The organism is Barnesiella intestinihominis YIT 11860, from assembly GCF_000296465.1.
GTDB classification, from domain to species: Bacteria; Bacteroidota; Bacteroidia; order Bacteroidales; family Barnesiellaceae; genus Barnesiella; species Barnesiella intestinihominis.
Genome location: NZ_JH815203.1, coordinates 542,099 through 555,856, shown reverse-complemented (window position 1 = coordinate 555,856; position 13,758 = coordinate 542,099). Strand labels below are relative to the sequence as shown.

Here is a 13,758-nt window from a genome sequence, read left to right as displayed (position 1 = left end):
CTATCTTTGCACAAAAAATAAATAATATGCGCCAACCTTCCGATAAACGGCCTTTACGTCGGTTTTCCGAAAAAGATATCAAGCGTTTCAAAGTAGAGCACGACGATACATTGCTGAATTATCTATTGACTTTGTTTGGAGACAAAAGCCGCACGACAGTCAAATCTTATCTGTCTCACCGGCAAGTCGCTGTCAATGATATGCCGGTTACCCAATTCGACACGATGTTGCATGTTGGGGACGAATTGAAAATTAATTTTAAGCGAGGTTTCAGTGTGTTTAAACACAATCGTTTGAAGATGGTTTATGAAGATGAGTATATCATTGTCATAGATAAGGGGTATGGATTGCTTTCGATGTCGACAGAACGTATAAAGACCGGAACGGCATATAGTATACTCAGCGATTATGTGAAATCCCAGAACCCGGAGAACAAGCTGTTCATCGTGCATCGTCTCGACAGGGATACGTCGGGTTTGATGATGTTTGCCAAAAGCAAAGGAATACAGGAACAGTTGCAGCATAATTGGCACAATATCGTATTGGAACGTAAATATGTAGCAGTAGTAGAGGGCGTGATGGAGCAACCCGAGGGAATGGTTCGTTCCTATTTGACCGAAAATGCGGCTTTCCAAGTTTATTCGACCGATAATCCCGATGAGGGGCAGTTGGCGATTACTCGTTATAAGGTATTGGGAGGTAACAGCCGTTTTTCGTTGGTAGAACTCGATTTGGAGACGGGACGTAAAAATCAGATACGGGTTCACATGCACGATCTCGGTCATAGTATTATCGGAGATCGCAAATACGGTGCGCATGGCAGTCCTTTGGGACGTGTGGCTCTACATGCGGTTAAATTACGCTTTGCTCACCCGGTAACACGGCGTGAGATGAATTTCGAGACTCCCATACCGGCTCGATTCTTGTCGATAACATCGGGGACAAATAGAATAAATACTGCTGAGAAATAGCTTTTAGAACCTTTTAAATTAGTCGATAGCTTGGCTTTTTAAACAGTTTCTTATTAACTTTGGCAAAATTTTCGGAAGAGCTTTTTCAAGGCTTTTTCGGCGTTTTTTAGAAAGAAGATAAAATTAGTTCGTTATGAATATTTCGTATAATTGGTTGAAAGATTACGTGAATTTTGACCTTTCTCCCGAGGAACTTTCGGCAGCTCTCACCTCTATCGGTTTGGAGACCGGTGGAATTGAAGAGGTGCAAACCATCAAGGGCGGCCTTAACGGGCTGGTTATCGGTAAGGTTCTCACTTGTGAGGAACACCCCAACTCAGATCATTTGCACATTACGACCGTGGATTTGGGGGAATCCGAGCCTGTTCAAATCGTGTGTGGAGCTGCGAATGTCGCGGCGGGACAATACGTGGTAGTGGCTACGTTGGGTACTGTTTTGTATAGTGGTGAAGAAAGTTTTACGATTAAAAAATCGAAGATTCGCGGAGTGGAATCTTTCGGTATGATTTGTGCCGAAGACGAAATAGGTATAGGAACTTCGCACGATGGCATTATCGTGTTGCCGGGAGAGGTAAAGCCCGGCACACTGGCCAAAGACTATTATAATATAAAGAGCGATTATGTCCTCGAAGTGGATATTACCCCGAATCGTATCGATGCAGCTTCGCATTATGGCGTTGCCCGTGATTTGGCTGCTTATTTGACACAAAGGGGTAAAGATGCCGGATTGCACAGACCGTCGGTAAATGATTTCGCTATCGATAGAAAAGAGGGCGGGATCGATGTCGATGTAGCGAACCATGAAGCATGTATCCGGTACAGCGGAGTGACGATGCGGAATGTGAAAGTGGCAGAAAGTCCCGATTGGTTGAAGCAACGTTTGTCTGCTATCGGATTGCGTCCGATCAATAATGTGGTGGATATTACTAATTATATACTCCATGCTACCGGACAACCGCTGCATTGTTTTGATTTGAATCGAATTGCCGGAGGGAAAGTCATCGTGAAACCTGCCGTAGAGGGTGAGAAATTCGTCACACTCGATGAGGTAGAGCGTACGTTGACCTCCAACGACTTAATGATATGTAATGAGAAGGAATCGATGTGTATCGCCGGTGTGTTCGGCGGTTTGAAATCGGGTGTAACCAACGATACGACCGATATTTTCTTGGAGTCGGCTTGCTTTAATCCCACATGGGTGCGTAAGACAGCTCGCCGTCAAGGATTGAATACCGATTCGTCTTTCCGCTTCGAGCGTGGTGTCGATCCTAATGATACTCTATATGCTTTGAAACGGGCGGCTCTATTGGTGAAAGAATTGGCCGGAGGTGAGATTTGCGGTGAAGTTGTGGATATATATCCCAATCCGGTAGCTCCGTTCCCTGTAACCCTTACGTATGAAAAAATCGATACTCTCATCGGGAAACATATTCCGGCCGATACGGTCAAGAGCATATTGAACAGTCTTGAAATAAAGATCGTTTCTGAAACAGAAAAGGAACTTTCGTTGCAAGTTCCTACATATAGGGTCGATGTACAGCGAGATGTCGATGTTATAGAAGATTTACTTCGTATCTATGGATATAATCATGTCGAAATATCCGATCGGGTACATTCCAGCCTTTCTTATAAGACTGTTACCGACCAAAGTCACCAGTTCCAAAATTTAGTTTCGGAACAGCTCACGGGGTGCGGGTTTAATGAAATCATGAACAACTCATTAACCTGTGGCGCTTATTACGACGATTTGCAAGTTTGGCCTCGTGCGCATTGTGTAGCTTTGCTTAATCCGTTGAGCAATGACTTGAATGTAATGCGCCAAACCCTTTTATTCGGTGGATTGGAAAGTATTTCACACAATATAAATCGTCGTCGGGCCAACTTGCGTTTTTACGAATGTGGTAATTGTTATTACTTTGATCCGGAGGCTCATAATGAAGAGAAAGTTTTGTCGGGCTATTCCGAAGAAAAACATTTCGCTTTGTGGCAGACCGGTAATCGGGTGGAAGGAAGCTGGGCGCATGCCGATGAGAAATCTTCGGTTTACGAAATGAAGGCTTATGTGGAGAATATTTTTGCCCGTCTTGGAATCGCCGGTGATATTATTGCGACACAGACAAGCGACGAGATTTACTCGGTAGCCTTGACTTATAGCAACCGGGGAGGAAAGATACTTGGAAAGATAGGGCTTGTCTCGCATAAGATACTCAAACGTTTCGATATCGATGTCGAGGTTTCTTTTGCCGAGTTGAATTGGGATTCGCTAATGAAAATGGCTGCGAAACATACGGTATTGTACAGTGAATTGCCTAAATTTCAAGCGGTGAAACGGGATTTGGCTTTGTTGGTCGATCAGGCGGTTTCTTTTACCGATATCGAGAAAGTGGCTCGGGAAAGCGAGCGTAAATTGCTCAAAGAGGTCTATCTCTTCGATGTTTATGAAGGGAAGAACCTCCCCGAAGGTAAGAAGTCCTATGCCGTTTCGTTTATTCTTCAAGACGAGAATAAGACGCTTAACGATAAGCAGATAGATGCTATCATGAATAAAATTATAGCCAATCTTCAACAGAAATTGGAGGCACAGCTAAGATAATTCGATTTAATAAAATATAAGTAAAGATATCCTATGGGAAGAGCTTTTGAATATCGTAAAGCCAGAAAATTGAAACGGTGGGGCAATATGGCCCGTACATTTACGAAAATTGGGAAAGAAATTTCTATTGCCGTTAAAGCCGGTGGCCCCGATCCCGATGCCAATCCGCGTCTGCGTGTATTGATGCAGAATGCCAAAGCGGCGAATATGCCGAAAGAAAATGTAGAACGGGCTATTAAAAAAGCTTCGTCGAAAGATGCTGGCGATTATAAGGAGGTGGTTTATGAAGGATACGGTCCTTTCGGTATCGCTATCGTCGTAGAAACAGCTACCGATAACACGACCCGTACTGTCGCCAATGTGCGCAGTTATTTCAATAAAGCCGGAGGATCGTTGGGAACGACCGGTAGTCTTTCTTTCTTGTTCGACCACAAATGTGTGTTTCATATCAAACCCAAAGAGGGTGTCTCGGTGGAGGATCTCGAACTTGAAATGATTGACTATGGAGTCGATGAAGTGGAGGCCGATGAGGAAGAAATCGTACTTTATGGCGAGTTTTCGGAGAATAATAATATCCAACACCATCTCGAAGAGGCCGGTTATGAAATCGTCAGTGCCGAATTCGAACGTATTCCTAACGATGTGAAAGATGTAACACCCGAACAACGCGCTTCTATCGAAAAGTTGATCGAACGTTTTGAGGAAGACGAAGATGTACAAAATGTTTTCCACAATATGAAAGAAGAGGAAGACGAAGAATAAAAATAGAAGTACAACTGTCTTGTGGAATAAATAAAAAGAGATGTTTTACCGAACATCTCTTTTTATTTATAGTGCCATTTTTCCTTTATAGGTTCTCAGTAGGAAATCAGAGGGGATTGTACTTTTATATAATCTAACGATATATAGGAAGGTATTATTCTCCTCTCCTGTGTTTTGCATAGCAAAATATAGGGGAGGTGTCCGTCGGACAGAGAGGTTAATCTTTATAGCCCAAAAAACTCATGAAATCTTTTCAACCCCTCTCCTCAGAAACTGCCGTTTCTTCGGTCTCTTTCCTATACTGTTGACGTAGCACCCCGTAAGGCTACGGGACACGGCAGGGGAGAAGGAGAAATGTAAATCCATCGCATTCGCTAAAATTCATGTTTACTCTCACCGATTTTCTACTGAGCCTATTTGATTATAATATTATTTTTACGGTTCTCCCAGCATATTTGATTAGATAAATACCGCTGGGGAGGGGTATTTCGCTGTCTCCGTCCATTGCAAATGTTTTTATACATTTCCCGGTTGTGTCGTAGATACTTATATCTGTACCCGGTTCGATATTTCGAAATGCAATGCTATTCTTATTTCCGAAAATTTTTGCTTTGTTCGGTGTGGATCGTTCTATCCCTGTGAAATCATTCTCCACGATGTTTTTGAAATTTTTCCATACTTCTGCATTTTTGTAGGCTTGTAAACTACCGGCAGGTACGTGCAGAGTGCATTGAATGAAAAAGGAGTTAAATGAATCAAATGCTCCGGTATGTGCTGCGGGAGGAATTGGATTCATAGAATAAATGGTTTTTAGTCGGTCGTTAATACGAAACGCAGCTACTTCAATAGAGTCTACACTATTGCCCAATATGACCGTGTCTAAATCTGTGCATGAGGCGAATGCGAAAAGTTCGATAGTTTTCACACTATTGGGTATATGAATGTATGTTATTGGATAACAGGCGAAAAAAGAATGTGTCCCTATTTTCGTGATTCCATCGGGTATGATATAACGCTTCCCTTTTCCTGCGGGATATGCAACGATTGTAGTTCTGTTTTTGTCTGTTAATACTCCGTCTAATGAAGAAAAATAAGGGTTTGCCTCATCTACGTTGATTTCGGTTAATTGGGTACATGCAGAGAAAGGAGAGAGGCCGATTTGAGATACATTACGGGTGATGGTAATAGATGTTAATCCTGAGCTTCTAAAAATATCGTTGCCCATGTAGGTGATTCCCTCTCCGAGCGAGACTTGTGTGAGTAGGGGACAGGCACAAAAGGCATAATCTCCGATAGAATCTATACTATTCGATATGTGTACAGAAGTTAGTTGTTCTTTCCCTTTGAAGGCATTAGCTTCGATAGTCGTGACTTGATAAGTCTTCCCATTATGCGTAGCTTGATTGGGTATGGAAATATCGCCCTTATAAAAATCTCCGTGGTCATGGGTGACACTTACTGTCGAATCGGAGGTAATGTCGTAATAGAATCCGTCATATTCAAAGTCATAAGCGTGGATACTGGGATAAATGCAAAGAGCGACGAAGATAACGACTGTTCGAAGTAATGTATTTTTCATGGCTTTATCGTTTAGGATTTTACAAGAATATAAATAGTGTATGTTCTGTTGGTTGATGGAGCAGATTGTTTTTTATATTTAGTGCAAATATAATGAAAAAATTATAAATTAAAATCTTGATTTGATAAAAATACGTTTTTTAGTATTATAATTTCTGTTCATTATAATTGATTCGAATAAAGAACAGTAGGCATCATTCTATATAAATGGTAAATTCATTCCAATAGAGGGCTGTACTATAACTTTTCTTCGCTCGTTTCGACGGGACGAATATTTTACAGCCGATGCGGTTTACGTCTCGGAATGTATTTTCTCCGATTAAAGGCGGGTTGCTGTTTTTACAATGTATTTCAGTAAGGCTTTTGCATCCGGCGAAAGCATAGTTGTTGATAGCGGTGAGCTTGCTGTGTAGAGTAAGAGTAGTGAGACTGGTACAGCCTGAGAATGTGTAGTAATTGATTTCGGTAAGAGTCGTTGGCAAGGATATATCCTTTAATTCGGTACAATTTTCAAAGGCTCCGATGCCTACTGTTTTGACAGTCGAGGGGATGCTAATTTCTCGGAGTCCGCTGCAACCCGAAAATGATTTATACCCTATTTCCCGGATATTTCCCGGTATTTTTATTTCGGTAAGGCTGATACATTTGGAAAAAGTATAGTCGGATATACGTTGTAATTTCGATGGTATTTTCAAGGTATATAAACTTTTACAACCGGAAAAGGCATATTTTTCGAGATATAGCAAAGAGTTGGGTAATTCTATATCGTACAGATTGATACAGCCGGCGAATGCATACGCTCCGATGGATTTAAGTTTTTTGGGCAGGCGGACGGCTTGCAACCTTTCGCACCATCGAAATGCCGATGCTCCGATAGAATTGAGCGATACAGGGAGAATCACGGCCTCTAATTTTTCATGGCTGGAAATGGCATTATCTGGGAAGTAGTTGTTGGGCAGTACGACGTTTCCTACATCTAAGTAAAGTAATTCCGGCATTTGGCGGATATAGGAAATATCGCTATAATTTAGAGATCCTTTTACGGCTAATTTAGTAATACTGCCTCGTTGGCTCGGCGCGATGATTTCAGATAGGGAGCCCGGTTTATTGACAGAGATAGTAGTAATATCTTCCGGTTCGTCTTCTCCATGTGAGCATGCCATTTGAGCCGAAAACAGAATGAATATGCCTATATGTAAGAGCGCTTTTTTCATTGTGCGAATGGACGTTCAATGCCGTATCGCTTTCATTCATCGAGATCTTCATCGTCATTATCCTGATCTTGAAGCTCGCACATTTCCCGATATTCGTTCCATTCGGGGTCTTTCTCGGTATAGATGGTGAGAGGTAACGTTTCGAACGGAGCGAGAGTTTCGTTGAGCATACGTCCGAATGCCGGTATATTGCGGGTATAAAATACCCATGTGCGTTCGCCGTCTCCGGTATAGATTCCTGTGAAAATGGCCAGTTTATCTTTTTCCATAGCCTGTTTCAATACGGTCTGCACTTCTTCCATCAGTTTCCCGGTAGTCTCATTGGGCATACCTTTACTATCGGCCTCGTATTTCCATGTGATTTCAACACGTTCTTTGAACTTGCCCGATTGAATGAACGGTTCTATCTCGGTACGTCCCGAAACGACAATCATGCGGTCACTGTTTTCGGCTTCGGCAATGGCCGAGAACCATACATCTCCTAATTTCATGCGTTGGAATTTTGTCGGTTACTTGTACAAAAGTAATTATAAAAGTGTGAATAGTGAAATTTATCGTCTGTTTGTAGAGGTGTGATGCAGAATATTTATGCGGGAATGATTTTTTCGTTTGCCTCTGTTCGTGTTATTTAATATCTTTGTTGTCACATTGTTCAAATACAATTGTTTGTATAGGCTTATGAAATATTTCTCTTCTTACTTATGCCTTATCATTTTGTCGATAACGATGGTCTCGTGCGACAAATTTTTTGGAGAGGAACTAACCGACTTGATTTTCGATCATGGAAAATTTGAAATGCCTGATAAGGCCCTGTTTATCGGGAATTCTTTGCTATTGGGTAATGGCGCTTTCGGAATGAATGCGACCGACTCGACGAGCGATTATCATGCCGTTATCCAAAGAAAGTTTTTAAAAGCCAATCCAGCCTATACCGATACGAAATTATCGGGAGTCGATTTTGAGGCTTGTGAAAACCGGGCTCAACAGATGAATTGGTTGGATAATAGATTGTGCCCCGTGTTGAGGGACGATTTGGATTTGGTCGTTATACAGATTGGCGATAATGTAAATACATCGAGAAAAAGAGAGGCCTTCGAGCAAGGGGCAAAAGAGCTGATAGCAACCATAAAAGCCTATGCGCCTCGGGCTCGTATCGTGTGGATTTATGGCTGGTATGTATCGAATAGTGTCATCAAGTCTGTAAAAAATGCGTGTAAACAATATGCCGTGACCCTCGTAGCGATAGACGGCATTAACAAAGCCGGTAATCGCAGTTTGATAGGTACGGTTATCACCCGTGTGGACCCGACCTCTCAGTCCTTGAATTATACTCGTTATACCGTGTTGTCGGATAATCGGTTACAAATAGATTTTAATGTCGGTGGAAAGAAATACAAAGCCATTGTGCAAACGGAAAGTTATAGCGATAATGCCGAGGCTAAAACATTGACTTGGCAAGGATATGAAACGATAACTACCGATAAGGATATCGCTTCTCATCCGGGTAATAACGGGTTCGAGCAGATTGCACAACGATTTTTTGAGGTGTTGAATATAGATTAGATCATTATGATAGCAGTAGGGGTTGGTATATTGGTGGCTTTGGTTGCTACCGTGGTATTTTTTGTCGTGTATAATTCGAGTCGTAAAGGGTGGCAGCAGTCGCTGGCGGTACGCGAAAGCGAGGCGGCTGACTTGAAGGTACGCAACGGTGTGTTGGAGGCGCAGGTGAAAAGCTGTACGGCGCGGTTGGCCGAGGTACAGGCACAACTCGATTTTGCTAATCGGGAGCGAGAGAAACTCAATCGTGAGAAAGGCGATTTACAAGCTCGTAATCAAATGCTTTCCGAAAATATGGAAGTTCAAAAGCAGGAAGTCCAACGTATCCGGCAAGAGATGAACAACGAGTTCAAGGTACTGGCTAACGAGATATTGCAGGAGAAATCGAAGAGTTTTTCCGAGATGAACCACGAACGTCTCGCCGAAATACTCAATCCCTTGAAAGAGCGTTTGGAGGGATTTAAAAAGACCGTGGAAGAAACTTATAATAATGAGGCTCGCGAACGGTTTTCGTTGAAAGAACAGATTAAAGAACTGGTAGAGAGAAGCGAATCCATAGGTGAGGAGGCAAAACAGCTGACTCATGCTCTGCGTGGAGATTCCAAAATACAGGGTGACTGGGGGGAGATGATATTGGAAAGTATTCTCGAAAAATCGGGACTTGAAAAAGATCGGGAATATTTCAGACAGGAAACTTTGCGAGACGAAGAGGGGCATACCATACAGGGCTCCGATGGGCGGAAGATGCGTCCTGATGTCATTATCCGTTATCCCGGTGGAGAAAATCATCAAATGGTGATCGACTCGAAAGTATCTCTCACGGCTTATGTCAATTACGTCAATGCGGAAGATGCCGACGAAGCTCGATTGGCATTGAAGCAGCATTTGGTATCGGTGAGGAAACATATAGACGAGCTGGCCGGGAAGAGCTATCAAGATTATGTCGGGAAAGGCGATCATGTAATGATGTTTATTCCCAACGAGGCTGCCTATCTGGCTGCAATGCAGGCCGATCACGCTTTGTGGCAATATGCCTATGAAAAGAAGGTGCTTTTGTTGAGCCCGACAAATTTGATTGCCGCACTGAAACTCGTAGCCGATTTGTGGCAACGGGACAAGCAGACCCGCAATGCAATCGATATAGCCGAGGAGGGCGGAAAATTGTACGATAAGTTCGCCGGTTTTGTCGATGATATGGAGAAGATTGGTAAATCGTTGAATACGACGGCTATGGCTTATACCGATGCCATGAAGAAACTGAAAACCGGCAACGGAAATCTGATAGGACGTGTAGAGAAACTTAAAGTCATGGGGGTGAAAGCGAAAAAGAATCTTCCGGCGGTGAATGAGGAGGAAGAGGAAAATTAGCTTTTTATGTTTGAATTTGGAATAGTTTTGAGGTCGTTCGACCGGAAAAGATTCGATTTGAAAAAATGAAAACAGTTTCTAAGAGCCTTTCATTGTCTGCTTTTCTTTCAAGTAAAGTTGATAGCTATTGATGCTGTTCTGCCAGATGATATATGATGCCGGGCCTATCGATGTGATAGGCGACAAATAAGTGAGTGCCAGCCAAATGGCAAGCACGGTGTTTTTCTGTCCCAATCCTTGCGCTCCTGAAATTTTATCGCCGTATCGTCCACCTAATTTTCGCCCTATATAAAATTGTCCTATACAAACGATCAAAGAGAGGAGGGCGATAGCGATTTCGAGAGGTATAGCTTCCCTCCCTTGTCCGATGATGAATGTGACCGCTTTGCCCACTACAAGAAAAAGCGAAACTGCCCACATGTAAAACGATAGAGATTGCCGCTTATTCAGTACCGTGTGGATTTTGGGTAGGCATTGTCGTAAGAGGATTGCCACTCCTAAGGGTAGGATAAGCAGTGGTAACACTTTACTGCATATAGTCAGGAAAGCGTCGAAGAAAGAGATGTCGGCATGTATTCCCATGAACGAAAAAATAATCGGCGATAAAATGGCCACAGCCATATTGCTGATTAGACTGTATGAAATTAGTGTCGGGACATTTCCTCCGAGCATTCCGGTAATGACGGGAGCGGCTGTCGCTGTGGGACAGAAAAGGCAGATGAAAGTTCCTTCCGCTATGATAGGATCCCAAAAATAAAGCGCACCGAATATGGTTAATCCACCGATAATCTGAACAGCGAGAAGCCAGCCGTGTAGAGGTTTTATATGTAGATCGTTTGGGGAAATTTTACAGTAGGTAACCAACAGCATAGCAAAAATAAGGATAGGGGCCAGAAGTGTAGCCCATCGGGCTGTAAGGTCGGGGAGTAAATATCCCGCCAAACTTCCGGTAGCCATTGCGACGGGTAGCATATAAGTTTTCGCTTTCTGAGTCATGGGGCAATCCCTTTTGAAAATTCGATGCAAAGATAGTGCAAATGAGGGCAAAAGCAAGCTCGCTTGACTTTGCCGAATGTAGCCTATTTTCGCATCCTGCGCAAAGATGGTGCAAATGAGAGCAGAAACCAATTTATTTGGTTGCGTAGGGTTACAGTCTATTTTCATGTTTTTGTAGAAATCGCAATCTCGGTAAAAAGATTGAATAAAAATAGATTCATTCAATGATATATATTATTTTTACAAATAAATTATTTCATTACCTTAAAGAAAAAGTGATAATTATGAGAAAAATTACGTTGTTAGTTCTTTTGTTCGCTGTGGTCGGGAATATAAAAGCTGCGCATTATGAATATATCCCTTTGGTGCGAGACGGTGTCGAGTGGGGATATTCCCAGCAATTATTCGGAAAGAGTTATTATCGAAATCTGATACAAGCCGATACCATTGTCAATAACATTGCGTATAAAAAGTTTTACACTTTTAAGTCTTGTTCGGAGACGGCCGATGAAAATTTGGCTTTTATCCGAGAATCCGGGAAACAGGTTTATATAACTTTTAATAAACTCCTTATGCCTGTCGAGAGTTTGTGTGATAGGGAATATCTTATTTATGATTTCGGAGTAAAGGAGGGTGAGACCATCACTCGTTTCGATTGGATTACTCAGAAATCCGTATCTTCGACAATTAGTAAAATTGATACGGTAGAGATCGCCAATACACTTCGGCAGCGATTTTGGACGGGAGATAAGGTCTTGTGGATAGAAGGGATAGGAGTAGAAGACGGTGATTTGCTGCGCCCGGGTTGTTCTACCGATGTGAGTGGGTTGGATACTCAGGATAAATTGGTTTATGTCAAAGGTCCTGACGGTAACATCGAATATGAAACGTCGGATGCGGTGAATGATCCTTGTTATAGCGGAATTGAAGAGGTGGATAGAGATGATGATATAGTTATCATTCGAAATGGCAGAAATTTAGAGATTGCTGTGAATGATACAAAATTTCGAATGATCGAATTAGTCGATATTTCTGGTCGTATGGTTTGGTGTGAATACTTAGATGGTCGGGGGAAGATTGTTTTGTCGACAGCCGATTATCCCAGAGGAATTTATGTTATCGTATTGTCATCGAATGAAGATAGGATAACTCGTCGTGTTATATTTTAATTCCGGAGAAAATGAAAAGAGGGGTGATAGAAAACAATATCACCCCTCTTTTTGTGTTTCGAGCTTTATTTATTTTATCTCTTTGGCTAAATAGATGAGAGTGGGGAAGTGGTCGCTGTAACCATTTAGATAAACTCCCGCAGCATGGGTTCGCAAAGGATAACCCTTGTACTTGCCTTCTTTTTGTTTTAGAAAATCCCGGTTGAATACTTCCGACCGGATATATTTCAAGGTGGAGCGATCTTTACCTAACAGGTTCCCCGAAATAATAATTTGGTCGAATAAGTTCCAAGAACCGTTATAAGCCAACGTGCCTATGCCTTTGTCGAACATTTCCCACATGGTATTGAAATATCCGCCAGCCTGAACTTCTTGTTGTTTCTTTTTGGCCCCTAATACGGTTTTGCAACTGCGGTTCGACGGGTCGTCGTTGAGGTCGCCCATAATGATGACTTTCGAGTCGGGGTCGGCCGCTAAAAGAGAGTCAGCCAAATGTTTGGTCAGTGCGGCAGCGGCTTCCCGTTTTGGGCTCGATTGTTTTTCTCCGCCGAGTCTTGAAGGCCAGTGGTTGACAATAAAGTGTACCCGTTCGCCGGCCAATATTCCCGAAACAACTAATTGGTCGCGAGTACGTAGGTCGGGGAATTGAGGGGTATGAAGTCGTGCGCTACGGCTCGATTCGAGTGTAAATTGGTCTTTGTCGTATATAAGACCCACATCGATTCCTCTAAAATCGGGAGAGTCGTAATGTACGATTCCATAGTTTCGTTTGGATAATTCGCCGGTATGAATCAAATCTTCCAATACTTGTTCGTTTTCTATTTCCGATACGCCGATAACGGCAGGTCCGTTTTTTAATTTGAACGGGCTGCTGTTGTCTGTGGCAAAATTGCTAATCGCATAAGCTAGGTTGTTGAGTTTATTCCGATATTTTAATCCGCCCCAACGGTACGACCCCGAAGGCGTAAATTCTTCGTCGTTCGTATTCGGCTGATTAATCGTGTCGAACAGGTTTTCAAGATTGTAGAATGCTACCGCATATATAGCGTATTGTTTCTTTTGTGCTTGTGTAACAGTCACTCCTGTCAAGAATACGGCTAATAGCAAGAATCCTATTTTTTTCATAGTTCGTGTGGAATTTTGTTTTTGAAATTTTCGACTTAAATTAAAATGTGGCGCAAGATAACTCTAATTTGACAAATAAGCGAAATTTTTTTAGGAATAAATCTCTATCGGTAGGAAGAAATGCGTTTAAAGACATCTTTCCGTGTGCGACGTTCGTAAGAATCATATATCATCATTAGCTTTAATGTTTGTGATGGCGATAATGTATTAGGACGATGGGTGAGATATGATTTAGCAGTTGTCGTTTAGAAAGGTATTTTTAACATAGTGATAGGTTTAATAACTTGAAAGTTAGCTTATTTCCCAAAATTTCTTGCATTTTGTCCGATAATTAACATTTTATATAGGGTTACAATTTAACACGATTGTAATAAATATTCCCAACGTAGAAGTTTGTATAATGGAAAATAATCTTTTAATTT

Annotated in this window: 11 protein-coding genes; 6 read left to right on the top strand and 5 right to left on the bottom strand. The window is 42.1% G+C overall.

Annotated features, from left to right (window positions below):
- Nucleotides 1–26: 26 nt before the first annotated feature.
- From HMPREF9448_RS02325 to HMPREF9448_RS02315, 3 genes are all read left to right on the top strand, one after another.
- Nucleotides 27–971 carry an RluA family pseudouridine synthase gene (locus HMPREF9448_RS02325; RefSeq protein ID WP_008860974.1) on the top strand — a complete coding sequence of 315 codons (945 nt, stop codon included), beginning with the start codon at nucleotides 27–29 and terminating at the stop codon, nucleotides 969–971.
- Between the two features lie 133 nt (nucleotides 972–1,104).
- The gene (gene pheT / locus HMPREF9448_RS02320; protein ID WP_008860973.1) at nucleotides 1,105–3,564 is read left to right on the top strand and encodes a phenylalanine--tRNA ligase subunit beta; all 2,460 of its coding nucleotides are present in this window, start codon (nucleotides 1,105–1,107) and stop codon (nucleotides 3,562–3,564) included.
- Between the two features lie 33 nt (nucleotides 3,565–3,597).
- The gene (locus HMPREF9448_RS02315) at nucleotides 3,598–4,326 is read left to right on the top strand and encodes a YebC/PmpR family DNA-binding transcriptional regulator (protein ID WP_008860972.1); all 729 of its coding nucleotides are present in this window, start codon (nucleotides 3,598–3,600) and stop codon (nucleotides 4,324–4,326) included.
- 421 nt (nucleotides 4,327–4,747) lie between these two features.
- Here HMPREF9448_RS02315 and HMPREF9448_RS02310 read toward each other — a convergent pair whose 3' ends face one another.
- The 3 genes from HMPREF9448_RS02310 to HMPREF9448_RS02300 all read right to left on the bottom strand — a co-directional run bounded on the left by HMPREF9448_RS02310 (nucleotide 4,748) and on the right by HMPREF9448_RS02300 (nucleotide 7,609).
- Nucleotides 4,748–5,905, bottom strand: coding sequence for a leucine-rich repeat domain-containing protein (locus tag HMPREF9448_RS02310; RefSeq protein WP_008860971.1), 1,158 nt, complete (start codon nucleotides 5,903–5,905; stop codon nucleotides 4,748–4,750).
- A 193-nt stretch (nucleotides 5,906–6,098) separates the two neighbouring features.
- On the bottom strand, nucleotides 6,099–7,118 hold the full coding sequence (locus HMPREF9448_RS14080; RefSeq protein ID WP_008860970.1) for a leucine-rich repeat domain-containing protein: 1,020 nt from the start codon (nucleotides 7,116–7,118) through the stop codon (nucleotides 6,099–6,101).
- 32 nt (nucleotides 7,119–7,150) lie between these two features.
- A complete protein-coding gene (locus HMPREF9448_RS02300) occupies nucleotides 7,151–7,609 on the bottom strand; it encodes a DUF695 domain-containing protein (RefSeq protein ID WP_008860969.1) in 459 nt (152 codons plus the stop codon).
- A 187-nt stretch (nucleotides 7,610–7,796) separates the two neighbouring features.
- On the opposite strand from HMPREF9448_RS02300, the gene HMPREF9448_RS02295 reads away from it, so the two are divergent.
- Together HMPREF9448_RS02295 and HMPREF9448_RS02290 are read left to right on the top strand one after the other, a co-directional pair.
- Nucleotides 7,797–8,681 carry an SGNH/GDSL hydrolase family protein gene (locus HMPREF9448_RS02295; protein WP_008860968.1) on the top strand — a complete coding sequence of 295 codons (885 nt, stop codon included), beginning with the start codon at nucleotides 7,797–7,799 and terminating at the stop codon, nucleotides 8,679–8,681.
- A gap of 6 nt (nucleotides 8,682–8,687) precedes the next feature.
- Nucleotides 8,688–10,046: a DNA recombination protein RmuC gene (locus HMPREF9448_RS02290; protein WP_008860967.1), complete on the top strand. Its 1,359-nt coding sequence runs from the start codon at nucleotides 8,688–8,690 to the stop codon at nucleotides 10,044–10,046.
- A gap of 78 nt (nucleotides 10,047–10,124) precedes the next feature.
- Here the strand turns inward: HMPREF9448_RS02290 and HMPREF9448_RS02285 are convergent, their stop codons facing one another.
- A complete protein-coding gene (locus HMPREF9448_RS02285; RefSeq protein WP_008860966.1) occupies nucleotides 10,125–11,042 on the bottom strand; it encodes a bile acid:sodium symporter family protein in 918 nt (305 codons plus the stop codon).
- Between the two features lie 284 nt (nucleotides 11,043–11,326).
- On the opposite strand from HMPREF9448_RS02285, the gene HMPREF9448_RS02280 reads away from it, so the two are divergent.
- Entirely contained in the window at nucleotides 11,327–12,211 is an 885-nt protein-coding gene (locus HMPREF9448_RS02280) for a T9SS type A sorting domain-containing protein (protein WP_157260317.1), read from the top strand.
- Between the two features lie 69 nt (nucleotides 12,212–12,280).
- On the opposite strand, the gene HMPREF9448_RS02275 is transcribed toward HMPREF9448_RS02280, so the two are convergent.
- Nucleotides 12,281–13,336 carry an endonuclease/exonuclease/phosphatase family protein gene (locus HMPREF9448_RS02275; RefSeq protein ID WP_008860964.1) on the bottom strand — a complete coding sequence of 352 codons (1,056 nt, stop codon included), beginning with the start codon at nucleotides 13,334–13,336 and terminating at the stop codon, nucleotides 12,281–12,283.
- Nucleotides 13,337–13,758 lie beyond the last annotated feature (422 nt).

Coding starts and splice junctions, on each gene's coding strand:
- HMPREF9448_RS02325 (WP_008860974.1), top strand. CDS start 27: ATGCGCCAACCTTCCGATAAACGGCCTTTACGTCGGTTTTCCGAAAAA.
- pheT (WP_008860973.1), top strand. CDS start 1,105: ATGAATATTTCGTATAATTGGTTGAAAGATTACGTGAATTTTGACCTT.
- HMPREF9448_RS02315 (WP_008860972.1), top strand. CDS start 3,598: ATGGGAAGAGCTTTTGAATATCGTAAAGCCAGAAAATTGAAACGGTGG.
- HMPREF9448_RS02310 (WP_008860971.1), bottom strand. CDS start 5,905: ATGAAAAATACATTACTTCGAACAGTCGTTATCTTCGTCGCTCTTTGC.
- HMPREF9448_RS14080 (WP_008860970.1), bottom strand. CDS start 7,118: ATGAAAAAAGCGCTCTTACATATAGGCATATTCATTCTGTTTTCGGCT.
- HMPREF9448_RS02300 (WP_008860969.1), bottom strand. CDS start 7,609: ATGAAATTAGGAGATGTATGGTTCTCGGCCATTGCCGAAGCCGAAAAC.
- HMPREF9448_RS02295 (WP_008860968.1), top strand. CDS start 7,797: ATGAAATATTTCTCTTCTTACTTATGCCTTATCATTTTGTCGATAACG.
- HMPREF9448_RS02290 (WP_008860967.1), top strand. CDS start 8,688: ATGATAGCAGTAGGGGTTGGTATATTGGTGGCTTTGGTTGCTACCGTG.
- HMPREF9448_RS02285 (WP_008860966.1), bottom strand. CDS start 11,042: ATGACTCAGAAAGCGAAAACTTATATGCTACCCGTCGCAATGGCTACC.
- HMPREF9448_RS02280 (WP_157260317.1), top strand. CDS start 11,327: ATGAGAAAAATTACGTTGTTAGTTCTTTTGTTCGCTGTGGTCGGGAAT.
- HMPREF9448_RS02275 (WP_008860964.1), bottom strand. CDS start 13,336: ATGAAAAAAATAGGATTCTTGCTATTAGCCGTATTCTTGACAGGAGTG.